At 40.9% G+C, this 23,729-nt stretch carries 22 protein-coding genes and 1 tRNA gene; 22 read left to right on the top strand and 1 reads right to left on the bottom strand.

Annotated features, from left to right (window positions below; translation table 11 throughout):
- Window positions 1–157 precede the first annotated feature (157 nt).
- The 11 genes from N5O98_RS25190 (at window position 158) to folK (ending at window position 13,564) form a co-directional block, all read left to right on the top strand.
- A complete protein-coding gene (locus N5O98_RS25190) occupies window positions 158–1,444 on the top strand; it encodes a hypothetical protein (protein ID WP_269496144.1) in 1,287 nt (428 codons plus the stop codon).
- Between the two features lie 47 nt (window positions 1,445–1,491).
- A complete protein-coding gene (locus tag N5O98_RS25185) occupies window positions 1,492–6,447 on the top strand; it encodes a DUF6443 domain-containing protein (RefSeq protein WP_022198920.1) in 4,956 nt (1,651 codons plus the stop codon).
- Between the two features lie 559 nt (window positions 6,448–7,006).
- Complete coding sequence (locus tag N5O98_RS25180; RefSeq protein ID WP_008646987.1) at window positions 7,007–7,474, top strand: Imm65 family immunity protein; 468 nt, start codon at window positions 7,007–7,009, stop codon at window positions 7,472–7,474.
- A gap of 92 nt (window positions 7,475–7,566) precedes the next feature.
- Window positions 7,567–7,896 (top strand): DUF6984 family protein, encoded by a 330-nt coding sequence (locus N5O98_RS25175; protein ID WP_022198919.1) that lies wholly within the window; start codon window positions 7,567–7,569, stop codon window positions 7,894–7,896.
- Between the two features lie 387 nt (window positions 7,897–8,283).
- Window positions 8,284–9,183 (top strand): methyltransferase domain-containing protein, encoded by a 900-nt coding sequence (locus N5O98_RS25170; RefSeq protein ID WP_004313682.1) that lies wholly within the window; start codon window positions 8,284–8,286, stop codon window positions 9,181–9,183.
- A 3-nt stretch (window positions 9,184–9,186) separates the two neighbouring features.
- Window positions 9,187–10,068 carry a cell division protein FtsX gene (locus N5O98_RS25165; RefSeq protein ID WP_022198918.1) on the top strand — a complete coding sequence of 294 codons (882 nt, stop codon included), beginning with the start codon at window positions 9,187–9,189 and terminating at the stop codon, window positions 10,066–10,068.
- A 113-nt stretch (window positions 10,069–10,181) separates the two neighbouring features.
- Window positions 10,182–10,424, top strand: a complete 243-nt coding sequence (locus N5O98_RS25160; protein ID WP_009001366.1) for a DUF3098 domain-containing protein — start codon at window positions 10,182–10,184, stop codon at window positions 10,422–10,424.
- Window positions 10,425–10,426: 2 nt separating this feature from the next.
- A complete protein-coding gene (locus tag N5O98_RS25155; protein WP_004322592.1) occupies window positions 10,427–11,281 on the top strand; it encodes an undecaprenyl-diphosphate phosphatase in 855 nt (284 codons plus the stop codon).
- The gene (gene truB, locus N5O98_RS25150; RefSeq protein WP_009001368.1) at window positions 11,281–12,003 is read left to right on the top strand and encodes a tRNA pseudouridine(55) synthase TruB; all 723 of its coding nucleotides are present in this window, start codon (window positions 11,281–11,283) and stop codon (window positions 12,001–12,003) included. The genes N5O98_RS25155 and truB overlap by 1 nt, the downstream gene beginning before the upstream one ends.
- Window positions 12,004–12,020: 17 nt before the next feature.
- A complete protein-coding gene (queA, locus tag N5O98_RS25145; RefSeq protein ID WP_022198917.1) occupies window positions 12,021–13,079 on the top strand; it encodes a tRNA preQ1(34) S-adenosylmethionine ribosyltransferase-isomerase QueA in 1,059 nt (352 codons plus the stop codon).
- Window positions 13,079–13,564: a 2-amino-4-hydroxy-6-hydroxymethyldihydropteridine diphosphokinase gene (gene folK / locus N5O98_RS25140; protein ID WP_022198916.1), complete on the top strand. Its 486-nt coding sequence runs from the start codon at window positions 13,079–13,081 to the stop codon at window positions 13,562–13,564. Before queA ends, folK begins: the two co-directional genes overlap by 1 nt.
- Here the strand turns inward: folK and N5O98_RS25135 are convergent.
- A complete protein-coding gene (locus N5O98_RS25135) occupies window positions 13,539–13,727 on the bottom strand; it encodes a hypothetical protein (protein WP_008023736.1) in 189 nt (62 codons plus the stop codon). The two genes, folK and N5O98_RS25135, sit on opposite strands and share 26 nt — an antisense overlap.
- 230 nt (window positions 13,728–13,957) lie before the next feature.
- Between N5O98_RS25135 and metK the strand changes: the two genes are divergently transcribed.
- The 11 genes from metK to N5O98_RS25080 all read left to right on the top strand — a co-directional run bounded on the left by metK (window position 13,958) and on the right by N5O98_RS25080 (window position 23,207).
- A complete protein-coding gene (gene metK, locus N5O98_RS25130; RefSeq protein ID WP_022198915.1) occupies window positions 13,958–15,250 on the top strand; it encodes a methionine adenosyltransferase in 1,293 nt (430 codons plus the stop codon).
- Window positions 15,251–15,430: 180 nt separating this feature from the next.
- A complete protein-coding gene (locus tag N5O98_RS25125; RefSeq protein WP_118161564.1) occupies window positions 15,431–17,095 on the top strand; it encodes a tetratricopeptide repeat protein in 1,665 nt (554 codons plus the stop codon).
- A gap of 126 nt (window positions 17,096–17,221) precedes the next feature.
- The gene (locus N5O98_RS25120; RefSeq protein ID WP_004307798.1) at window positions 17,222–17,593 is read left to right on the top strand and encodes a DUF3244 domain-containing protein; all 372 of its coding nucleotides are present in this window, start codon (window positions 17,222–17,224) and stop codon (window positions 17,591–17,593) included.
- Between the two features lie 504 nt (window positions 17,594–18,097).
- The gene (locus N5O98_RS25115) at window positions 18,098–18,685 is read left to right on the top strand and encodes a TIGR00730 family Rossman fold protein (RefSeq protein WP_032855770.1); all 588 of its coding nucleotides are present in this window, start codon (window positions 18,098–18,100) and stop codon (window positions 18,683–18,685) included.
- A complete protein-coding gene (locus N5O98_RS25110) occupies window positions 18,682–19,515 on the top strand; it encodes a DUF4271 domain-containing protein (RefSeq protein ID WP_004307800.1) in 834 nt (277 codons plus the stop codon). Before N5O98_RS25115 ends, N5O98_RS25110 begins: the two co-directional genes overlap by 4 nt.
- 4 nt (window positions 19,516–19,519) lie before the next feature.
- A complete protein-coding gene (locus N5O98_RS25105; RefSeq protein WP_004307801.1) occupies window positions 19,520–20,266 on the top strand; it encodes a uroporphyrinogen-III synthase in 747 nt (248 codons plus the stop codon).
- 5 nt (window positions 20,267–20,271) lie between these two features.
- Window positions 20,272–20,661: a ribonuclease P protein component gene (rnpA, locus tag N5O98_RS25100; RefSeq protein ID WP_269496141.1), complete on the top strand. Its 390-nt coding sequence runs from the start codon at window positions 20,272–20,274 to the stop codon at window positions 20,659–20,661.
- A complete protein-coding gene (gene yidD / locus N5O98_RS25095; protein ID WP_004298909.1) occupies window positions 20,658–20,933 on the top strand; it encodes a membrane protein insertion efficiency factor YidD in 276 nt (91 codons plus the stop codon). The genes rnpA and yidD overlap by 4 nt, the downstream gene beginning before the upstream one ends.
- A gap of 24 nt (window positions 20,934–20,957) precedes the next feature.
- Window positions 20,958–21,650 carry a TatD family hydrolase gene (locus N5O98_RS25090; protein ID WP_004307803.1) on the top strand — a complete coding sequence of 231 codons (693 nt, stop codon included), beginning with the start codon at window positions 20,958–20,960 and terminating at the stop codon, window positions 21,648–21,650.
- A gap of 86 nt (window positions 21,651–21,736) precedes the next feature.
- The gene (tyrS, locus tag N5O98_RS25085) at window positions 21,737–23,029 is read left to right on the top strand and encodes a tyrosine--tRNA ligase (protein WP_022198913.1); all 1,293 of its coding nucleotides are present in this window, start codon (window positions 21,737–21,739) and stop codon (window positions 23,027–23,029) included.
- 107 nt (window positions 23,030–23,136) lie between these two features.
- A tRNA-Gln gene (locus tag N5O98_RS25080) sits at window positions 23,137–23,207 on the top strand.
- Window positions 23,208–23,729: the final 522 nt, after the last annotated feature.

Below are 23,729 nucleotides of genomic sequence, written 5' to 3'. Positions count from 1 at the left end.
AGTGAATAAAATTAAAGCGGTAAAAAGACAGATGTACAATAGGGCAGGAATTAAACTACTGAGAGCGAAGATTATTTATTCACAATAGAAGAAGTACCACCAAATTTGACGAAGAACCCCTGTCTCTAATATTACCTTTCGTAACGGAAGTCCGGTAATGTACAATATTGTCAGTGAAGAGATATTGGGAGGAGGCATTTCACAAAAGACCGTCTATTACTATGATGTGGATGCACATGCTTTTGAGGACGTTCTGCATTGGGAAAGTGGGGAGAATACATTCGCTTCTGTCCGGGAGTTTATGTTGAATCAACCGGAAAGCGTATTGAATCGACTTGGGCGGATGCTTCCCGGACATCCTTATGAACCTTCTGATGATTTTGTTACAGGCTATTTTGAGACCAATCAGAGAAATGGGGCTCTTATGGGTATAGACCGTTTCGACGGGCAAGAGCTAGTGTCATCTACCCGATACGAATATAAAAAAGTAATCGCGGGCCCGTATAATATTCCTGTGGATCTTCCTGTCCGGAAGCTGATAGTGGATGTTGATTTGTACATGAAAAAACCGAATAGCCTGCTTGGCAAGCCGGTATTTGTGGCTGACAATGACAATACCCATTCTGCTACGAATATGAGGACTACTTATTATTTGGATTGTGAAACGTATTGGGCACTTGATAAAGAAACGACACAATATTATTGCAAAGTGAACGGGAGACAACGGGTAATGTCGACGGAAAAGCAATATGCGTATGACGACCGCCATCTCTCCAATCCAGGTTCTTCGTTGAAGCCACGTAGGGTGGACTTTACAAACAGTGACGGCGTACAATTCTCGGATCATTATACTTATCTGGATGGTTATCCTGCCATACTCTCTTTGCATAAACACGTCGAAGACGAGCAATGCACGGAAAAGAGGATCTTGTTTAAGTCCGGCACCTGCCTCCCGGTGAGGGTGCAATTTAAAACTGACCGAATGGCGGACTTTCGTGATGAAGTCGTTTACCAATCGTATGACAGTAATAGTAATGTATGCGAAATTATGGCAAAAGACGATACGCCTGTTCTCTTCATTTGGGGATATCGCAACCGCTATCCTATAGCCAAGATAGAGAATGCTACCCGGCAGCAGGTGAGTGTGGCGCTTGGTTATGATGGAGACATCGAAGACGTTTTCGGTGATTGGGCCTCACTTGCCGTACCTACTGAAGAGATATGGGATAAGATAAACTCTCTTCGTGAGAGACTTCCCGGTAATACGCGGGTTACCACCTATGAATATGTCCCTTTGCAGGGAGTTGTTTCCATTACCGATCCCAATAATGTCATAACGAAATTTGAATATGATAATTATAGTCGGCTGACAGATAGTTATTATCTGGATGCGGACGCCCGTAAGGTAATGCTTCAACAGTATATTTATCATTTTGGTAAATGATAAGTAATTCAATGAATGGTTTAACTTGATAATGAAATTGATTTTTTATGAAAACTTATATATGTTTATTTTTCTTGTTATTCTGCTCTGTCTATTCGTGGGGACAGTCTTTGGAAGAACGAATGGCAACAGCTATTGACATTGGTACCTATTCGGAACCGTTTACTTATGAAGATACCCAAAGTACAGCTAATTTTAACTGTGGATTTATACCTCCGACCGATATGGATGATACGAGGGTGTTTATATCCAAGGATATTTTTTACAAACTAACAGTGACGCAGCCTATGAAGATTAGAGCCAGTGCAAAACCCAGTATCACTGATAGTGGTACTGTTTTCTTGCTCAATTCTTCGGGCATCCTCTTGAGTCGTACGATTTATGTGGAGGAAGCATGGGGAGATTATGGATATGGTTTGCTGCCTGGCGTGTACTATCTGGTTGCTAAACCTAACATCTATGAAGGGTATAAACCGGTGGATGCGGAAGATGTTACTATTTATGTAAAGACAACCCCTCGTGAATTGGGTGAAGATTTTTACAATCCGTTTGAGTTGGGGACATTTGGTGAGAATTTTGCATTGGCTGATTCTGCAAATACGATAGATTATCAATGTGATTATAATGCCAGTGATAACTATTGGGATAATTATTCTCGGCATGATGTAGTTTATCGCTTCACCCTGACAGAACCGATGGAGATTTGCCTGGATGATGATGGAACTGAATGTCCTTGGGAAGGGGATTCTTACAGTGTTCACCTTCTTTCAGCTTTGCATGATCCTGTTGTTCCCATCCGCACGCAAAAGCTTGGTACAGACTACGAGCTGAATGTGTATGATTTGGGAGCGGGCACCTATTATATTTATGTTTATGCTGACACGCCTATTTGGGCCGTGTATTATAGAATGAACTTGAGTGGGCGTACGTATGCTCCCGGAGTCAGTTTTTCTCGTCCTATTGATATAGGTAGCCGGGCGGACAGCTTTCAATATACAGATGTTCAGAACTCGGAACTCATGTCCGGCAATTTTCCGGAGAAAGCCGGCAATGAAGTTTTCTATCGGTTGGAGATTGAAAATCCGATGGAACTGACCGTTGATAATTGCGGTTCGGAAGTTGCGGACACCTATTTGAAAGTGTTTTCCCAAACGCAGAAGTTGCTGTATTTCAATGACGATTCGGATGGTGACGGAGCTTGTGCAAATGCCAAAAGTGCCCGTATTCATATACCCGTGTTGCTCCCGGGCGTCTACTATATTGTGACCGACGCGGAAAAGAACGGCAACATTTCCCTGTCCATAAACGGGCGACTTCTTGCACAAACGGGAGACACAAAAGCACTTGCTATCGACGCTGGAACATATAAGGCGGGACTCTTCTTTTCCGATCCCCGAGATACCTCTGTAGACTATACGGATGCTTATCCGGCAAGACCTGCGAATGACGTTTTTTATAAGTTGGTATTGCAAAAGGAGATGGATGTGGTGTTTAGTCACTGCGGTTCGGAACTGGAAGATACTTATATGAGCATCTTGAATGGAGCCGGTGAGCTCCTTTACAGCAATGACGATTATGCGGGAGAAGGTCAGTGTGAGAATGAGAAACATGCCCGCATTGAGGTCAAGAAACTTCCTTCAGGCACCTATTATGTTGTTTCGGAAGGCAGTGTCGATAACGGACGGATCACGACGACGATAGAGGCACCGAACTTTAGTGATGCTTTGTGTACGACCGAGGGGCAGCCCTGTGTGATTACTCTGACTCCCACTGTCTCCACAGATGATCTCTCCCAATTGCACACCTGTGATTATCTTCGCGAGATACAGTATTTTGACCATTTCGGGAATCCTTCACTTCATATATCTCATGGCTTCACTCCTTATAAAACCGACCTGCTCACATTGCAGGAGTATGACGGAATCAACCGCGAATCTAAACTTTGGCTTCCGGTAGCAGAATCGACTGCTGGCGGTGCTTTTCTTCCATCCGTAGAAGTCAGTGAGGCCGTTTGTAAAGCAAGCTATTACGAGAAAGATAGCTCTCCCTTCAGCTCTCCTGAATACGATAGTTCTTCATTGAACCGAATTGTCAAGAAGTATGGTCCCGGAGTTGCTTGGCAGAATCATCCGGTCAAAACAGACGTGTTGACCAATATAGAACGTAAAAACGCAGTTGATCGGGTAGACAGTTGCTTTATCGTGTGCCGTTATAGGATAAAGAATGACAGTTTGGTCTGTGCGGGTGAATATGATGCCGGAACATTGGAAGTGGTTCGTACGATAGACGAAGACAATCATGTGAGTTATGAATTTAAAGACAAGGCCGGTCGCATAGTTCTCGTTCGTCAGTCTGATGATAATCAAATATCTTATGATACGTACCATGTTTATGATAACTATGGCAACCTGTGTATGATGTTGCCTCCGATGGCAGCCGATTATTTTTTCGATGAAGGAGAATGGTCTGAAACGGCTCCCGTTCTTCAGCAATATGCCTATATTTATCATTACGATAAGTATAACCGCTGTATTTACAAGAAACTTCCAGGATGCGATCCTGTTTATACCGTTTATGACGCTGCCGATCATCCTGTCTTTACTCAAGACGGCGAACAGCGTGAGCGGAACGAGTGGAGTTTCAGTATTCCTGATGCTTTCGGTCGGACAGTATTGACCGGAGTTTGTACGAATACGTTGGATTATGTTTCTAATTCTTTAGATACTATCGTCGTGTATGCCGATTGGGCAAAAGAAGAGAACGGGTTGAAAGGCTATCAATTGAAAGGTGTAACCTTAGAGTCTCCGTGTCTCCTTTCTGCCAACTATTACGACCACTATGAGTTTTTGGGCAAGAACGGCATCCCTAATGATATGACCACTGTTTACGTAGAGGAAACAGGCTATGGCAAGCGGAATGCAGGTGGTTGTAAAGGACAGCTGACCGGGATTTGGACATCGCTCCTCTCTGCCCGTCCGGGTACTTTTACGTATTCGGTAATGTATTATGACGACCGTTACCGGATAATCCAGCAAAGGGGTAATAATGAGTTGGGTGGTACGGAGATTGTCCATACAGCTTATAATTTCTCGGGAAATCCCTTGGAAGAAAAACGTATACATACAGTTCCTGGCACTGAACCAACCGTAGAATTGCACCGGCATACGTATGACCATGCCAACCGTCTATTGAAGACTAGCTATCAGCTGAATGATAATACTCCTATTGTTTTAGTAGACAATGTGTATGATGAGATAGGTCGTTTGAAAACAGATAAACGTAATGGTGTATATGAGTTACGAACTGACTATACATATAATCTTCGTTCGTGGATAAAAGGCATTAATGGTCCATTGTTTAACCAGACGCTTAACTACCAGGAAACACTAGAGGGAACTACTCCCTGTTATAATGGTAATATCAGTCGCATGTGTTGGCGTAGTGTCGAAAATGGTATGGCTACAGTTATTGATCCGCAAGAAAAGGGTTACAGTTTCACTTATGATGGCCTTTCCCGTTTGAAAGATGCTATTTATGGAGAAGGTACTAACTTAAAACAAAACCGGAACCGCTTCAATGAGCAAATAACCGGCTATGACAAAATGGGTAATATCTTGGGGCTGCTTAGATACGGTCAAACGGGTACGGATTCTTATGGTTTGGTTGATAATCTGAATTTGATCTACCATGGCAATCAATTACAGTCGGTTTATGACAATGCCACCAACTCTGTATTTGGTAACGGTATGGAGTTTAAGGATAATGTCAATGAAACGGTAGAGTATGAATATGATAAAAATGGCAATCTGGCTAAAGATTTGAACAAAAAAATATCTGAAATTCAATATAATATCTTAAATTTGCCTAGTCACATTAGCTTTGCTGATGGAAGCAGTATTGAATATGAATATGCTGCAGACGGCAGGAAAGTCCGTACCACGCATACTATAAACAATAACGTCACGTCCACCGTTTATTGTGGTAATGCGATCTATGAGAATGGCAGTTTGAAGATGCTCTTGAATGAGGCGGGATATTATAGTTTCCAAGATAATAAGTTTCATTTCTGTCTGAAAGATCATCAAGGTAATGTAAGGGTTGTTACTGACGAGGCCGGTAATGTTGATGAAGTGAATGATTATTATCCTTTTGGTGGTTTAATGTCTAATGGATGTAATAACGTTCAGCCATATAAGTATAATGGTAAAGAGTTGGATCAGAAAGGTGGATTGGATTGGTATGATTATGGGGCAAGAATGTATGATGCAACATTGGGAAGATTTATGAAGACTGATAGATTTTTAGAAAAGTATGTTTCTCTATCTCCTTATCAATATGGAGCAAATAATCCAGTGAATAATATAGATATAAACGGAGATAGTATTTGGTATACTTTAAATGACAATATTGTGACTATGCATGTAACTGCCAAAATATTCAATAATTCAAGTGATAATATAAATATGAAGAGAGCTGCCAAAGATATAGTTTCTGATATAAAAAGTACTTATGAAGGAGAATTTGAATGGAGTGATGGCAAAACTTATAATTTAAAGGTTGATATGGATCTCAAAGTGGTAACTTCTATGAAGGATGTTGAAAGTGCAGACCATTTATTTGTATTGGCGGATAGTGATGGTGAAGGGGCTCGTGGAGTTACAAGTATGTCTGGTGGAAAAGTAATGACTTTGGCGTCAAGGGATTTTGCGAATAATAATTTATTGTCTAATAATCTGTCTCACAATAACACCTTTACTGCAACTCATGAATTTGGACATGCAGCCGGATTGCTACATTCAAAGAATCCATTTAATATAATGAAACAAGGAGGTGTTTTTCACAATAGTAATTCGACACAAAGAAAAGTTATGCTGCAACAACAATATAATATAAATAGAGGTAGTAATTCCTTGAATTATATGAATAGAAAAATACCTTATCCATATGTTCACTATGATAATAATATTGTTGATGTCTATAGTTTAGGTCTTAAATGGAGATGATATAAATGAATTTGAAAAATAGAAAAGTATTAATGGTAACAGTCGGGCTGATGTTATTATGTGTATGTATTGTTTGTTTTGCATCTAGATCTACATTGATCTTTGTAGGGAACTCGTATGAAAATAGCCAAGATATTAATACTATTATTTCATTGAATGATAAAATAATATATAGTGGTTTTATAAAGGCTTATGAACTTCCAAGATTGTTAGAAAAAAGAAATATGAAAATTGGCTTTTATAAAGTTTCTGCAAAGCTAAATAATGTATTGATAGAACAGCGATTTTTTTATTTTTTACAAAAAACTATTTGGATAGATTTTGATTGTGCAAACAGTAACTCTTTATTAATTTCGAAATATTACAGGCAAATTCCATTGTAATTTAGCACTATCTCCTACCCAGCGCAGAAATGCAGTTTATCTAAAAGATAATGGACTAAAGAAAGATAGAAAAGGAATGTTGTACGAATATACTAAAAATCAAAGTCGGGTAAAATCTATTCGAATATTGGGTAATACAGATTTAGTACGATATGTAAAATATTAATAATATACTTATGAAAAACTTGGTTTATGTTATCTTATTTATTTTATTGGGAGGATGTGTTTCCCCCTCTTTTTCGCCAGTGGAGATACATCAACGAGTGGCAGAACAAGTTAAAGTATTGATAGATAGTGGATATCTACAAACTCCATATATTGAAATAAATGAAGTATTATCAAATGATTCCAGCATTATTTATAGTATTAAAGGGGCGGATTCTCCAGGTTCGGATGGTGCAGAGTTACCTTCTAAAGTGATGACCTATAAAGGGAAATATCTTTGTTTTATAGAATTAGATGAGCAGGAAATGTCGCGAACTGAATTGTTTGAAAAAGGAATTGTGGCAGATTCTAATTTTCATGAGAATCTCCATTTGGACGATGGGTGGGTATTGGCTCTTCGAAAATATGAAAATGGGTCAACTTTGGTAAAAAAGGTATTATCATCGGCTTTTCTTTTTGAATATCCGCAACTTTGGTAGACCTTTCAATCAGATTATTAGAATAAGTGGTCGAAATATACAGTATACAGCTTTTAAACTTTCTGATGGAACATTTAATATAGGAAGAATACATGAAATTTTATAGAATACCGACTAAGCAAGAGGAACAACTTATTGAATTACTTGTTCATAAGTCATCTTTAGAAATGTCTGAAGATTGGAAGAATGGCTTATTAGTATGTCCAATGGATGATGGGGAAATGGGTAGTTTGTATTTGTTTCCACAGGGGAAAATAAATGAAAGTAGGAAATTGGGTAGACAAATTAGTGAATTTCAATTTACAGATATTGATGGAGTTGAGGTTATTGCATCCTTAAATGTGGATGTTGATGGAGTTCTATTTGAACTTGATATATGGAAAACTAATTTTGAAAAATTTGTAAAACTCCCTGATTTATAGCTCGATTACTACCTTGACATGTTATAGAAATATTCTTAAGTGTCAGGGTAGTTTTTTATATTATTGTTCGATAAAACAGAGTGTCTTACCCTGATATGGAATTAGAAAATATTCTGTGTCAGGGTATCTTTTTATAAATGCGGAAATGAAAGGTTGCTTTCTCAATATAATAGATTAAATTTGCCTAGCAACATGTCTACGCATACAGAATATGTACTTGATATTTCAGCTAGCCTAATTGTAGATACTGATGTCTTAATTGGTTTATCTATTAAAAGTCCTTAACGAAACCCCAATCCATCACTTTTTATTTGTTTCTTTGCACCAAATTCGGGTATAGTGTTGTCTTGTCATTCGAGGCAGCACTTAATTTTGCTTAGATAGTTAATGGAGAAACTCAGTATAAATGCTTGTCCGGTGTGTGGCGGTGCGCACTTGAAACGCGTCATGACTTGTACGGATTTTTATGCTTCGGGCGAACAGTTTGAACTGTATTCGTGTGAGGACTGTGGATTTACATTCACACAAGGAGTCCCCGTGGAAGCAGAGATAGGCAAGTATTATGAGACTCCCGACTATATCTCTCACACTGATACGCGCAAAGGCGCGATGAATAATATCTACCATTATGTACGTTCCTATATGCTGGGCCGCAAAGCGCGCCTGGTAGCTAAGGAAGCGCATCGTAAAACAGGGCGTTTGCTCGATATAGGTACGGGAACCGGTTACTTTTCTGATGCGATGGTTCGCCGGGGATGGAAAGTGGAGGCGGTGGAGAAAAGTCCGCAGGCACGTGAGTTTGCGAAGTTGCATTTCGATCTGGACGTAAAGCCCGAATCGGCTTTGAAAGAGTTTGCTCCCGGCAGCTTTGATGTTATCACTCTTTGGCATGTGATGGAACATTTGGAACACCTTGATGAGGTGTGGCAGCGACTTCATGAGTTGCTGACAGAAAAAGGAGTATTGATTGTAGCTGTACCCAACTGCTCTTCTTATGATGCTCAACGTTATGGCGAGTATTGGGCGGCATACGACGTTCCCCGTCATCTCTGGCATTTTACTCCGGGCACTATACAACAATTGGCTTCCCGTCATGGCTTTATTATGGCGGCGCGTCATCCGATGCCGTTCGATGCGTTCTACGTATCCATGTTGAGCGAAAAACATCGTGGCAGTTCATGCAGTTTCCTGAAAGGGATGTTTGCCGGGACGTTGGCCTGGTTCAATGCTTTGGGAAGGAAAGAACGCAGCAGTTCAATGATTTATGTATTCCGAAAAAAGAGATAACGCATGGGAAATCAAAACAAATATAAGTCAGGTTCGATTTTCGACATGCAGTTCATCACGTCGAGTATCAGTACGACATTAGTGTTGCTGTTGCTGGGACTGGTTGTCTTCTTCGTATTGACAGCACACAATCTTTCCGTATATGTCCGCGAGAATATCAGTTTCTCCGTTCTTATCAGTGACGACATGAAAGAAGCGGATATACTGAAACTTCAGAAGAAGCTGAATCAGGAACCTTTCGTGAAACAATCCGAATATATCTCTAAAAAACAAGCACTGAAAGAACAGACGGAAGCAATGGGAACCGATCCGGAAGAATTCTTGGGCTATAACCCTTTTACCGCTTCCATTGAAATCAAACTCCATTCCGACTATGCAAACTCCGACAGCATTGCGAAGATAGAGAAAATGATTAAAAAGAACATCAACATACAAGATGTGCTCTATCGAAAGGAGTTAATTGACGCCGTGAATGATAACATACGAAATATCAGTCTGGTACTGCTTGCCTTGGCGGTAGTGCTTACTTTTATCTCTTTTGCCCTGATAAACAATACCATAAGACTGGCTATTTACTCCAAACGCTTCCTCATTCACACCATGAAGTTGGTAGGAGCGAGTTGGGGATTCATCCGGGGGCCATTCCTTCGAAAGAATGTATGGAGCGGGATATTGGCAGCCATCGTTGCCGATTCCATATTGATGGGGACCGCTTATTGGGCCGTGACGTACGAACAGGAATTGCTTCAGGTCATCACGCCTGAAGTCATGTTGATAGTCTGTGCAAGCGTATTGGCGTTTGGAATTGTAATAACGTGGCTATGCGCCTATTTCTCCATGAATAAATACTTGAGAATGAAAGCAAACAGCCTGTACTATATTTAGCGGATGGCGAATGACTGACGGCAAACCTGTGTTTGCGTGTGATTAGCATCCGTAACAACCGACTGATAGAGTAAGGGAATGATTGAATTTAGTAATTTGTAATTAAATAAACTATGTCTGACAAGCAGAAATTTGCCTTTGATAAAGTGAACTTTATCTTGCTCGCAATAGGGATGGCGATTGTTATTATCGGCTTTCTATTGATGACGGGACCTACATCGTCCGAAACGCTTTTTGAACCCGATATTTTCAGTGTACGCAGAATCAAGGTAGCGCCGGTCGTTTGCCTGTTTGGCTTTATATCTATGATTTATGCAGTATTGCGCAAACCTAAAACACAAAAAACAGAAGAATAAAGATGGGGGATTTAACAACATTTGAGACGATTATTATTGCTATTGTAGAAGGGTTGACAGAGTTTCTACCGGTTTCTTCTACAGGACACATGATTATTACACAAAACATATTAGGAGTAGAAAGTACAGAATTTGTAAAAGCATTTACTGTAATTATTCAGTTTGGCGCAATTCTTTCAGTTGTCTGCCTTTACTGGAAACGCTTTTTCCGGTTGAACCATACACCGGCTCCTGCAGGCGCTTCCGCTTTGAAGTGTTTTCTGCATAAATTCGATTTTTACTGGAAACTGCTGGTGGCTTTTATTCCTGCTGCAATTTTGGGTTTCCTGTTTAGCGATAAGATAGACGAGATGCTGGAAAGTGTAGCGATAGTGGCAGTGATGCTGGTAATCGGTGGTATATTTATGCTGTTCTGCGATAAGATTTTCTCGAAAGGAAGCGAAGATACCGTACTGACAGAAAAAAAGGCATTCAATATCGGTTTGTTTCAGTGTATTGCTATGATACCGGGGGTATCCCGTTCGATGGCTACCATTGTCGGAGGTATGGCCCAGAAGTTGACTCGTAAGGATGCTGCCGAATTTTCATTCTTTCTTGCCGTGCCAACTATGTTTGCGGCAACCGGTTACAAGGTGTTGAAACTCTTCCTGGATGGTGGAACCGAGATTCTTGTCAACAACATGCCGGCACTTATTATCGGTAATGTGGTGGCTTTTGTCGTTGCTTTGCTGGCTATCAAGTTCTTTATTAGCTTTGTTACGAAATATGGCTTTAAAGCATTTGGATGGTATAGAATTATTGTTGGCGGAACCATTCTGGTAATGCTGCTGCTTGGATACAACTTAGAAATTGGCTGATGAATTTTAAAAAGGGAGAAGTACTGTTTTTCAATAAACCTTTCGGATGGACTTCATTTAAAGTAGTAGGGCATGCCCGCTATCATATTTGCCGCCGGATAGGAGTGAAAAAACTAAAAGTCGGCCATGCGGGAACGCTGGATCCTCTTGCAACAGGGGTGATGATTTTATGCACAGGCAAGGCGACAAAACGAATAGAAGAGTTTCAATATCATACGAAGGAGTACGTCGCGACGTTGCGTTTGGGTGCCACTACTCCGTCATACGATTTGGAACATGAAATAGATGCCACCTATCCTACCGAACATATCACGAGGGAATTGGTGGAAGAAGTGCTGACGCACTTTATCGGTGCCATCGATCAGGTACCTCCTGCCTTCTCTGCCTGTATGGTAGACGGTAAGCGTGCTTACGAACTGGCCCGGAAAGGAGAGGAAGTCGAACTAAAAGCAAAACAGCTTGTTATCGACGAGATTGAATTGCTGGAATGTCGCCTGGATGATCCGGAACCGATGATTCAAATCCGTGTCGTATGCAGCAAAGGGACCTATATCCGCGCCTTGGCCCGCGACATCGGCGAAGCACTCCATAGCGGAGCTCACCTGACAGGATTGATCCGTACCCGTGTAGGTGATGTCCGGTTGGAAGACTGTCTGAACCCCGAACACTTTAAAGAGTGGATCGACGGGCAGGAAATAGAAAATGAGGAAGAAAATAATTAACGTAATAAGGAATAGATATGAAATTATCACAATTCAAATTTAAGTTACCCGAGGATAAGATCGCTCTACATCCTATGAAATATAGAGATGAGTCGCGTTTGATGGTATTGCATCGTAATACAGGTAAGATTGAGCACAAGATGTTCAAAGATGTATTGAACTACTTTGATGATAAGGATGTGTTTATATTCAACGATACGAAGGTGTTTCCTGCCCGTTTGTATGGTAACAAGGAAAAGACAGGTGCTCGTATCGAAGTATTCTTGTTGCGTGAGTTGAATGAAGAGCTTCGTTTGTGGGACGTATTGGTTGATCCGGCACGTAAGATCCGTATCGGTAACAAACTGTATTTCGGGCCGGACGATTCAATGGTGGCTGAAGTGATTGATAACACCACTTCTCGCGGACGTACGCTCCGTTTTCTTTACGACGGACCTCATGACGAGTTCAAAAAGGCACTGTATTCTCTGGGTGAAACTCCACTCCCCCACTCTATTATCAACCGTCCCGTAGAACCGGAAGATGCTGAACGCTTCCAGTCTATTTTTGCAAAGAACGAGGGTGCGGTGACTGCTCCGACTGCTAGTTTGCACTTCAGTCGTGAGTTGATGAAACGTCTGGAAATCAAAGGTGTGGACTTTGCATATATCACTTTGCACGCTGGTCTGGGTAACTTCCGCGACATCGACGTAGAGGACTTGACGAAGCATAAGATGGATTCGGAACAAATGTTTGTAAACGAAATGGCGGTGAAAACCGTGAATCGTGCCAAAGATAACGGTAGAAATGTATGTGCGGTAGGTACGACAGTGATGCGTGCTATTGAAAGCGCAGTCAGCACTGACGGACATCTCAAGGAATTTGAAGGATGGACGAACAAGTTTATCTTCCCTCCGTATGAATTTACCGTAGCCAATTCAATGATTTCCAATTTCCACATGCCACTTTCTACCTTGCTGATGATTGTAGCTGCTTTTGGTGGTTATGACCAGGTGATGGATGCTTATCATGTAGCATTGAAAGAAGGTTATCGTTTCGGCACGTATGGAGATGCAATGCTGATTTTGGACAAATAATGGCAAAAGTTTATCTGGGACTCGGCACTAATCTTGGGGATAAAGAACAAAATCTTCGGGATGCCGTGCAAAAAATAGAAGAGCAGGTAGGGAAAATTGTTTCCCTGTCTGCTTTTTACGTTACTGCTCCTTGGGGATTTTCTTCCGATAACAGTTTCCTGAATGCGGCGGCTTGTGTGGAGACAAAATTATCTCCATTGGAGGTATTGCAAGAGACGCAAATGATTGAAAAAGAATTGGGGCGTACCCAAAAGTCCGTTAACAGAATGTATAGCGACCGCCTGATTGATATTGACCTGTTACTTTATGAGGATTTAGTGCTTTCTGTGATTTCTGCTTCCGGAGTAGAGTTAACCCTCCCCCATCCGTTGATGACAGAACGCGACTTCGTTATGAAACCACTAGCGGAAATTGCTCCCGGATTAGTTCATCCGGTACTCGGAAAAACGATGAAAGAGCTTACTTCTTCTTTTTCTCCGCAATAAACACCGGCAAATAGGCGATACATCCTATTAGTACTGCATACAGCAAATGGATCTCCTGAAACGGCTTGTCAATGAAATGGCAGACAATGGCGTAAATAGCAATCGTGAATCCGACATAGAGCGCCAAGACCAAAAGCGTTTTTAATTTCTTATTTAGAATCATTATAAATCTATTTATGTGTTAAATACGTGGCAAAGATACTCATTATCTCCGAAATCTCTTTATCTTTGCAACCGAAATGAAAGTGTGGACAGATTTGAGTAGCTTGCAACCACGGAAAAAAATGCTAAAACACGTCTGATTGACGCCTTTCGGTTTATCCTTTGCAGCACTCGCCTCTCCTACTCTCTCTCATTTTTTAATTTTCAATTTTTAATTCTTAATTTAAAAAGATGGGATACTTATTTACATCCGAATCGGTGTCAGAAGGACACCCCGACAAGGTAGCCGATCAAATATCGGATGCTGTGCTTGACAAACTGTTGGCTTACGACCCCAGTTCGAAAGTAGCTTGCGAAACACTAGTGACTACCGGACAAGTGGTGCTAGCGGGTGAAGTGAAAACAAAAGCGTACGTTGATCTCCAACTCATCGCACGTGAAGTGATTAAGAAAATCGGTTATACCAAAGGAGAGTACATGTTCGAAAGTAACTCTTGTGGTGTGCTTTCTGCTATTCATGAGCAAAGCCCCGATATCAACCGTGGTGTAGAGCGTCAGGACCCGATGGAACAGGGCGCAGGCGACCAGGGTATGATGTTTGGTTATGCTACCAATGAAACGGAAAATTACATGCCGCTTTCTCTTGATCTGGCACACCGCATTCTGCAAGTGCTGGCGGACATTCGTCGTGAAGGAAAGGTGATGACTTATCTCCGCCCCGATGCCAAAAGCCAGGTTACTATCGAATATGATGACAACGGAGCTCCTGTTCGCATCGATACAATCGTTGTTTCTACGCAACATGATGACTTTATCCAACCGGAAGATGATTCTCAAGCTGCCCAGCTGAAAGCTGACGAAGAAATGCTGTCTATCATCCGCCGTGATGTGATTGAAATTCTGATGCCTCGTGTCATTGCTTCTATCCATCACGATAAAGTGTTGGCACTGTTTAATGATAAAATCATTTATCATGTGAATCCTACGGGCAAGTTCGTAATTGGTGGTCCTCACGGAGATACCGGTTTGACAGGTCGTAAGATTATCGTTGATACTTATGGTGGTAAAGGTGCTCACGGTGGTGGTGCTTTCTCCGGAAAAGATCCTAGCAAGGTAGACCGTAGTGCAGCTTATGCAGCACGCCATATCGCAAAGAATATGGTTGCGGCAGGTGTAGCAGATGAAATGCTTGTACAGGTGAGCTATGCTATCGGTGTGGCTCGTCCGATCAATATTTTTGTAGATACTTACGGCCGTTCTCACGTCAACATGACTGATGGCGAGATTGCGCGTGTTATCGACCAATTGTTCGATCTTCGTCCGAAAGCTATCGAGGAACGTCTGAAACTTCGTAATCCTATTTATCAGGAAACAGCCGCTTACGGTCACATGGGACGTGAACCGCAAGTGATAACGAAGAAATTCTTCTCTCGTTACGAAGGAGACAAAACAGTGGAAGTGGAACTCTTTACATGGGAGAAACTCGACTACGTAGATAAAATTAAAGCTGCTTTTGGTCTGTAAAACAGTCTGAAAGCGAGCTTAGCTCATTCGATAAGAGCCACAATCTCAACTCCTTCTAGTAGGATATGAGGTTGTGGCTCTTGATTTTAAATAAGTTATATTTAAATAAATATCTTTTGGATATTAAACTTCTTTTGCCGGAATTTGCTACTTTTGACCTGTAAATAAACGGACTGCCTAATGAAAACAAGATGTTGTTATCCTAAACGCTATTTATTGTTGTTCTTTAGTTTACTTGTCAGCGTAGGTAGCATTCTGATGTCTGTCTCTCTATCTTCCTGCTCTTCTTCGGTGAAGAGTCCATTGCTACTATCTGCTGACTCATTGATGGAAATATATCCTGATAGTGCATTATCCATTTTGGAATCAATTTCCTCCCCACAGAAATTACCACGTGCTGACAGAGCACTTTATGCGCTATTGCTTACGCAAGCAAGGCATAAAAATTATATTGCTTTAGGAGATGACTCGCTGATAAAAACGGCTGTTGAATACTATGGTGATAAGAAGAAAAGTGTACGTGCTGCAAAAGCTCATTATTATTGGGGAGCTACTTATTTAGAGAAAGGGTATACTTCATTTGCTGTAGACGAGTATCTGACGGCAATTCGGTTGATGCCTGTTAGGGATGAGTTCTTGGCAATGATATATGATAATCTTGCGGACTGTTATGAAAAAGATGATTTGTATGATATAGCGATTGAGGCTTATCGCCAAGCTTATCAGATATTAGAGGGGGGCAGTCAGCAGACATATCCATTGAGAGGTATTGCACGTATCTGTTTATTACAAAATAAAAAGGATAGCGCATTGTTGTATTATCAAAAAGCTCTTGATTATGCATTAGCAGAGCAAGACTCTAGTTTGATAGGAGCTCTTTATCATGACCTCGCTATGGTTTACAATGAAAAAAAAGATTATGTTCAAGCCGATAAATATGTATCGAAAGCAATGATTATGCAAGGGGATGATGCTGTTAATGTCTGTTTGTCAAAAGCTCAAATTATGTTGAATTTGAATAAACTTGATTCTGCCAGTTATTTCTTTAGTAAGAATATAGACCAACTTAATATTTATGGAAAGGCTGTTTGCTATGATGGAATGCATCAAATAGCAAAGAAAAGAGGTGAATGGAAGATTGCGACAGAAAATATGGATGCATATAGAGTGCTTTATGATTCTATGCAGATTATGAATGACAATGAAGAACTCAATCGACTTATGGATAAACATCAATTAGAAGAACATAGGAGGCTATTGTCAGAACATACTAAAATGCTGGTTTTTACTTTGGTTTCTGTATTCTTTTTCTTAATGATTATTTGTGTCTTTTGTTTTATGTGGAATGATAGGAAAAGGAAAAAGCGTTATATAGCATTACAACGTGAATTGACCCAAAATCGGGTAGATACTATGCTGCTCAAAGAGGAAGAGGTCTCGGAAACTAATAAAGAAGATTTAGATAAGAAAAGGTCGAAGTTAACAGAGCAGCAAATTCAATTATGTATATCTGTACTTAAAACAACTAATTGTTACGATCAATTGGAAGCATTAGAGAAAGCGACTCCTAAACAACTATTGGTGATGCGTAGTTTGAGAAAAGAGATACGTTCTGAAATTTCTAGTGCATTTGTTGATGTGATGATGAATTTGAAGGAGCGTTATCCGGCTTTAACTGGTGATGATATATTTTATTGTGTTCTTTCATTGCTTTGTTGCTCGAAAACTGTCATGATGGAGTTGATGGATGCTACGTCAGATGCTCTTAAAACCCGTAAAAATCGTATAAAGAACAAAATGGATGCTCAAATTTTCGATCGCGTGTTTGGTGTTGATATTCAGTGAGATATGCTGATTCCTCTAGGTTTGTTTTGCTTCTAAATGAAAGGCTGTTACCATTGTTACCGCATAAAAATCGTTTCTTTTGCTTCATCTGTGTATTTTGGGAGCGAAATTTTAAACCCATTTATTATGAAAGCTAAATTTTTACCTTTTTTGTTGTTGACTGTCTTACTTCAAGTAAGTATGTTTTCTTTTGCACATGAAATGATATCTGCACGTCAAATCAGGCTAAAGAATAAAACTGAGGTACAACATCGGTCTATCCCTGTTACTCCTGATGCTTTTATTGAAAACTCATTGTTATCTATTGACCTTCTTTCTACTGTTCCCACTGTAGCTGTTACCATCAAGGATGCAGAGACGGGAGAAGTGGTTTATACATCTACTGATTTAAATGTAGATAAGGTTTATATTGATCTTGCAGGTGAGGAAAAAGGTAAATATACTCTGGAGATACAACTTCCGAAGGAAGCCTTTATCGGAGATTTTGAATTAGATTAAATCTTTGGAATATATATTATTTGCAACTAACATAAGATGATATACCTAAATCATTAACTGTTGAAGCCCCGCTGCTGAAATATATGGCGCATTGCTGAAATGACGATTTAGATGACCGAAAGGGGAAAGAGTCGGTTAACTTTTATTCGTGGGCTTAATAAGCCTTGTGAAAGGCTCATTAAGGTATATTGAAACGTAAAATTAAAATCACTTTTTAATTGTGTGCTGGATTACTACTGGTAGGGTATTTGAACAATTTTATGGTTCAGATAATGAAGTTTATTCAGCAACAATGTGATACACCTGTTAGTAGATGAGAAATCTGTGATAGATGTATTCTCTGTGAGAAAAGCTCTTGGACTTCTAAAAAGTAAGAAGTCCAAGATTTTTTTTATGAAGATAGATAAATGCGGAGATAAAAATGATCTCTGATTAAGTTGAATATGAATAACGGAATTTTTTCGTAATTTTGCCTTCTCGATATAATAATGGATAGTGATGAAGATGAACCAGATAAATTCCGTATGCGTATATAGCGCTTCCAGTACCAAGATAGATGCTGTTTACTTTCAAGCAGCCGAGACTCTCGGCCGTCTGCTTGCCGAACACCATATCCGTTTGATAAACGGAGCTGGAAGTATCGGTCTGATGTGCTCTGTGGCAGATGCTGTGTTGAAAAATGGCGGTGAAGTGACCGGAGTGATTCCCCGCTTTATGGTGGAACAAAACTGGCATCATACTGGACTGACAGAGCTGATCGAGGTAGGATCCATGCACGAACGCAAACAGAAGATGGCCAGTTTAAGTGATGGTATCATTGCTTTGCCGGGTGGATGCGGTACCCTTGAAGAATTGCTGGAAATTATCACTTGGAAACAATTGGGATTGTATCTCAATCCGATTATAATCCTAAATACAAACAGATTTTTCGATCCATTGCTCGAAATGCTTGAAAAAGCAATCGATGAAAACTTTATGCGACGCCAACACGGTGATATATGGAAAGTGGCGCAGACACCGGAAGAAGCAGTTCGGCTGCTTTATGAGACTCCTGTATGGGATATTTCCATTCGTAAATTTGCAGCGATATGATAGGTGATACATTAAGTTCCCAGAACACGGATACCTTGTCTCTTCTCCAGCAGGAACAGATTAGTCCGGCAAAGGCAGACGGTGGTAGTCTGCAGTTGGCCGATCTTCATGCTGTACAAGAGGTTGATTCCGGCTTTGAAGGAACCCCTATCTCCTACTCTCCCCGTACGGACGATGCTATCGCACTGACATTACTGGCTTGCTTCTTTCTTTCCTCTATTGCCTTGGCACGCGGAAAGAAATTTCTCTCCCAACAGGTGAAAGACTTTGTGTTGCATCGCGAACGGACGAGCATTTTTGATAGCTCTACGGCGGCTGATGTGCGTTATCTCCTTGTGCTTGTATTGCAGACCTGTGTCTTGTCGGGCATCACATTTCTCAATTATTTTCATGATACATGTCCCGCTCTGATGGACCATGTATCCTCCCTCCTTTTGCTAGGTATTTACGTTGGTTTTTGCCTCGCTTATTTCTTACTAAAATGGTTGCTTTATATGTTTCTGGGGTGGACGTTTTTTGATAAAAATAAGACAAATGTATGGCTGGAATCGTATTCTGCGCTCATATATTATGTCGGATTTGCCCTTTTCCCGTTCGTGCTTTTCCTGGTTTATTTTGATTTGAGTCTAACGAATTTGGTTATAATTGGGTCTATTATTTTAATTTTCACTAAAATATTGATGTTTTATAAGTGGATAAAGCTTTTTTTTCATCAATTTAGCGGGCTTTTCCTATTAATTTTGTACTTTTGCGCTCTTGAAATAGTACCTTGTCTTTTACTGTATCAGGGTATGATTCAAATGAACAATATTTTGCTAATAAAATTTTAGGACGTTGAAAATTAAAAAAGTACTAGTGTCGCAGCCTAAGCCTGCGTCAGAGAAATCTCCCTATTACGACATAGCTGAAAAGTATGGCGTTAAAATAGATTTCCGGCCTTTTATTAAGGTTGAAAGTCTTTCGGCGAAAGAATTTCGGCAACAGAAAATTTCGATTCTCGACCACACTGCCGTAATATTCACTTCGCGCCATGCCATTGACCATTTTTTCACTTTGTGTACTGAATTGCGCGTGACAATTCCCGAAACTATGAAGTATTTCTGTGTGACGGAAGCTGTTGCATTGTATATTCAGAAATATGTGCAATATCGTAAGCGTAAGATCTTCTTTGGAGCTACTGGAAAGATTGAAGACCTGATTCCTTCCATCGTAAAGCATAAAACGGAGAAGTATCTCGTTCCGATGTCAGACGTACATAATGACGATGTGAAAAACCTGCTCGACAAGAACAGCATTCAGCATACGGAAGCTGTGATGTATCGCACGGTGAGCAACGACTTTACACCGGACGAGGAGTTTGATTATGATATGTTAGTGTTCTTCAGCCCTGCCGGAGTGACTTCTTTGAAGAAGAACTTCCCGGATTTTAATCAGAAAGAGATTAAGATCGGAACGTTCGGATCTACTACCGCACAGGCTGTACGTGACGCAGGTCTCCGTCTGGACCTTGAGGCTCCTACGGTGCAGGCTCCGTCAATGACTGCCGCACTTGACATGTTTATCAAGGAAAACAATAAATAAACAGAGTGGGTATATATACTTTGTGTAAAGCCGAAAGGCTGAATAGTAAAATTTTGATCGGAAAGATGTTTGAAGGCGGTGTTTCTAAATCGTTTTCCATCTTTCCGATACGCGTTGTATATATGCCTGTCGAGCAGGGCGAGGCTCCTGCCTCCATATCAATTAGTGTATCGAAACGTCGTTTTAAACGGGCGGTGAAACGCAACCGGGTGAAACGCCAGATACGTGAAGCCTACCGGAAGAACAAGTCTCTTCTGGTGGATGAACTGCAACGCCGGGAGCAACGGTTAGCCGTTGCCTTTATCTATCTGTCGGACGAGCTTGTTGCTACTGCCGAGCTGGAAGAGAAAATGAAAATAGCGCTTGCGCGCATCTCCGAAAAACTATTCTCATGAAACCTCATAACTCCCGGATATCTACCGCGTGGGTATTCGTTACGGGAATTTTGAGAAAGGTATTTTCCTTCTTCCTGCTTGTTCCCATCTATTTTTACCGGATTTGTATTTCACCCCTTACTCCTCCCTCTTGTCGGTTTACGCCTACTTGTTCAGCGTATGCGCTCGAAGCAATTAAGAAACATGGTCCTATAAAGGGGCTTTATCTTGCTGTGCGGCGTATTCTGCGATGCCATCCCTGGGGTGGTTCCGGTTATGATCCCGTGCCTTGAGACAACTGAAACGAGAAATAGGAAATGAAAAAGAATGTGACTGATATTTTAGATATCCATACTCATAAACAGGAAGTTGATACCCAAGGAAAATCCATCATCAATTATCCATTATTGGCAGACTCTCCATTGTATATGCTTCTGGCAGAGAATGTGGAAGTGACTGTGGGTAGAGGGTCTTATTATTCTATCGGAATTCATCCTTGGGAGGTGAGAGAGAGTAATGTCAGTCAGCAATTGAGCTTTCTTCAACAGCAGCTACAGAGAAAGCAGTTTGTAGCTGTAGGAGAGGCGGGGCTGGATAAATTGGCAAAAGCTCCGATGGAGCTTCAGTTAGCGGTGTTTAAGGAACAGGTAAAGTTGTCGGAAAAGCTCGGTTTGCCGTTGATTATTCACTGCGTGAAAGCAATGGAAGAACTGCTGGGCGTGAAAAAAGAATCTCGCCCCCAACAACCTTGGATATGGCATGGCTTTCGTGGAAAACCGGAGCAGGCGGTACAGTTGTTGAAGAAAGGGTTTTATCTTTCTTTTGGAGAATATTATCCCGATGAAACGATGCGGATAGTCCCCGATGAACGCCTGTTTTTGGAAACGGATGACAGTTTGCTTGATATTGAAGATATCCTGTGTCAGGCAGCCAGGGTACGTGGGGTAGAAGTGGAAGCGTTGCGTGAGGTGATTCGCCGGAATATCCAAAATGTCTTTTTTAGGGCGTAAGAGTTGTATCTTCCGAGAAAGAGTCGTACTTTTGTCGCACATGGAATTGAAATACAATAAAAACCAAATAATTAAAGAGTAATACGATGAATTTTGTAGAAGAATTGAGATGGCGTGGCATGTTGCAGGACATCATGCCGGGAACAGAAGAGTTGTTAAGCAAAGAGCAGGTGACTGCTTACTTGGGTATCGACCCGACTGCCGATTCGCTACACATTGGTCACCTTTGTGGAGTGATGATCCTTCGTCATTTCCAACGCTGCGGTCATAAGCCGTTGGCACTGATCGGTGGCGCTACAGGTATGATTGGTGACCCTTCCGGTAAATCGGCAGAACGTAACCTGCTGGACGAAGAAACATTGCGTCACAATCAGGCATGTATCAAGAATCAGCTTGCCAAATTCCTCGACTTCGAGTCGGATGTACCTAACCGTGCCGAGTTGGTGAACAATTACGACTGGATGAAAGACTTCACTTTCCTCGATTTTGTTCGCGAAGTAGGTAAGCACATCACTGTAAACTATATGATGGCGAAAGACTCTGTGAAACGTCGTCTGAATGGTGAAGCACGTGATGGATTGTCATTTACCGAGTTCACTTACCAATTGCTTCAAGGATATGATTTTCTTCATTTGTATGAAACAAAGGGGTGTAAGCTCCAAATGGGTGGTTCCGACCAGTGGGGAAACATCACTACCGGTGCCGAATTGATCCGCCGTACCAATGGGGGAGAGGTGTTCGCATTGACTTGCCCGCTGATTACAAAGGCTGATGGTGGTAAGTTTGGTAAAACAGAATCCGGAAATATCTGGCTGGACCCTCGCTATACTTCACCATACAAGTTCTATCAGTTCTGGTTGAACGTAAGCGACTCCGATGCCGAACGTTATATTAAAATCTTCACCTCCATCGAGAAAGAAGAAATTGAAGCATTGATTGCCGAACATCAGAAAGCTCCGCATTTGCGTCTTCTCCAGAAATGTCTGGCTAAGGAAGTGACTGTGATGGTTCATTCTGAAGATGATTATAACGCAGCAGTAGACGCATCGAACATTTTATTCGGTAATGCGACTTCGGAAGCTTTGCGCAAACTGGATGAAGATACGCTGCTTGCTGTATTCGAAGGAGTGCCTCAATTTGAGATTTCCCGTGATGTATTGGCAGAAGGAGTAAAGGCTGTTGATCTATTCGTTGATAATGCGGCCGTATTTGCGTCGAAAGGTGAAATGCGTAAATTGGTTCAGGGCGGTGGCGTTTCGCTGAATAAGGAGAAGCTGGCAGCCTTTGATCAGGTAGTTACGACTGCTGACCTGCTCGACGAGAAATATCTGCTTGTTCAGCGCGGCAAAAAGAACTATTATCTGCTGATTGCAAAGTAATAATGCACGATTCATTCGATAGAATATAAAAAAGTGAACGAAATATTTGGAGGTTTGCTTGCAAACCTCTATCTTTGCACCGCTTTTTAACAGAAAGCACATAAGTTTGGACTATGGTGTAATGGTAGCACAACAGGTTTTGGTTCTGTTTGTCCAAGTTCGAATCTTGGTAGTCCAACGAAGAAAAGCCCTGAAAGAGATATCTTTCGGGGCTTTTTCTTTTTTTGTGGATGCAAAGTCACTTCTTAAGTCATTAGAACGTTCACATACGGAACAACAACATGATGATTTCTATAGTTTGGTTGCAAAAACGGAGGAAGATGCCTTGAAGAAGTATCTCTCTATTAGGATGTAAGAAATTTGTTATAGCTTATTTGTATGTAATATTGACTGTTTCGATGTTTGCCTTACTCATCTTTGAATAGACTTCTATATTGTTAGCAACAATATATTTACATTTCTATAATAAATCCGAATACCGTTTTTAATAAATAGTGAGAGAGTTTATTAAGAACGGTATCTGAGTTTATTAGAAACTATTTTCAGAGAATTATTGGAATATGTGGGATTTATATATACAAAATGAGGTTGTGTCAAAACGCTGACACAGCCTTTTTTTATGCGCAAAGCCCAGACTTTCTCAAGCCCGGGCTTTGTTATTACCCAAAGTTTTCGTATCTTTAGGTATAAAGTTTTTCGT

The organism is Bacteroides sp. LFL-34 (assembly GCF_027257075.1).
Classification (GTDB): Bacteria; Bacteroidota; Bacteroidia; order Bacteroidales; family Bacteroidaceae; genus Bacteroides; species Bacteroides ovatus.
Note: the sequence above shows the minus strand (reverse complement) of the source record. Positions and strands in the feature narration are given on the sequence as shown.

Bases quoted from the DNA above. Each gene is read 5' to 3' on its own strand.
- N5O98_RS25190 (WP_269496144.1), top strand. From the start codon at position 158: ATGTACAATATTGTCAGTGAAGAGATATTGGGAGGAGGCATTTCACAA.
- N5O98_RS25185 (WP_022198920.1), top strand. From the start codon at position 1,492: ATGAAAACTTATATATGTTTATTTTTCTTGTTATTCTGCTCTGTCTAT.
- N5O98_RS25180 (WP_008646987.1), top strand. From the start codon at position 7,007: ATGAAAAACTTGGTTTATGTTATCTTATTTATTTTATTGGGAGGATGT.
- N5O98_RS25175 (WP_022198919.1), top strand. From the start codon at position 7,567: ATGAAATTTTATAGAATACCGACTAAGCAAGAGGAACAACTTATTGAA.
- N5O98_RS25170 (WP_004313682.1), top strand. From the start codon at position 8,284: ATGGAGAAACTCAGTATAAATGCTTGTCCGGTGTGTGGCGGTGCGCAC.
- N5O98_RS25165 (WP_022198918.1), top strand. From the start codon at position 9,187: ATGGGAAATCAAAACAAATATAAGTCAGGTTCGATTTTCGACATGCAG.
- N5O98_RS25160 (WP_009001366.1), top strand. From the start codon at position 10,182: ATGTCTGACAAGCAGAAATTTGCCTTTGATAAAGTGAACTTTATCTTG.
- N5O98_RS25155 (WP_004322592.1), top strand. From the start codon at position 10,427: ATGGGGGATTTAACAACATTTGAGACGATTATTATTGCTATTGTAGAA.
- truB (WP_009001368.1), top strand. From the start codon at position 11,281: ATGAATTTTAAAAAGGGAGAAGTACTGTTTTTCAATAAACCTTTCGGA.
- queA (WP_022198917.1), top strand. From the start codon at position 12,021: ATGAAATTATCACAATTCAAATTTAAGTTACCCGAGGATAAGATCGCT.
- folK (WP_022198916.1), top strand. From the start codon at position 13,079: ATGGCAAAAGTTTATCTGGGACTCGGCACTAATCTTGGGGATAAAGAA.
- N5O98_RS25135 (WP_008023736.1), bottom strand. From the start codon at position 13,727: ATGATTCTAAATAAGAAATTAAAAACGCTTTTGGTCTTGGCGCTCTAT.
- metK (WP_022198915.1), top strand. From the start codon at position 13,958: ATGGGATACTTATTTACATCCGAATCGGTGTCAGAAGGACACCCCGAC.
- N5O98_RS25125 (WP_118161564.1), top strand. From the start codon at position 15,431: ATGAAAACAAGATGTTGTTATCCTAAACGCTATTTATTGTTGTTCTTT.
- N5O98_RS25120 (WP_004307798.1), top strand. From the start codon at position 17,222: ATGAAAGCTAAATTTTTACCTTTTTTGTTGTTGACTGTCTTACTTCAA.
- N5O98_RS25115 (WP_032855770.1), top strand. From the start codon at position 18,098: ATGAACCAGATAAATTCCGTATGCGTATATAGCGCTTCCAGTACCAAG.
- N5O98_RS25110 (WP_004307800.1), top strand. From the start codon at position 18,682: ATGATAGGTGATACATTAAGTTCCCAGAACACGGATACCTTGTCTCTT.
- yidD (WP_004298909.1), top strand. From the start codon at position 20,658: ATGAAACCTCATAACTCCCGGATATCTACCGCGTGGGTATTCGTTACG.
- N5O98_RS25090 (WP_004307803.1), top strand. From the start codon at position 20,958: ATGAAAAAGAATGTGACTGATATTTTAGATATCCATACTCATAAACAG.
- tyrS (WP_022198913.1), top strand. From the start codon at position 21,737: ATGAATTTTGTAGAAGAATTGAGATGGCGTGGCATGTTGCAGGACATC.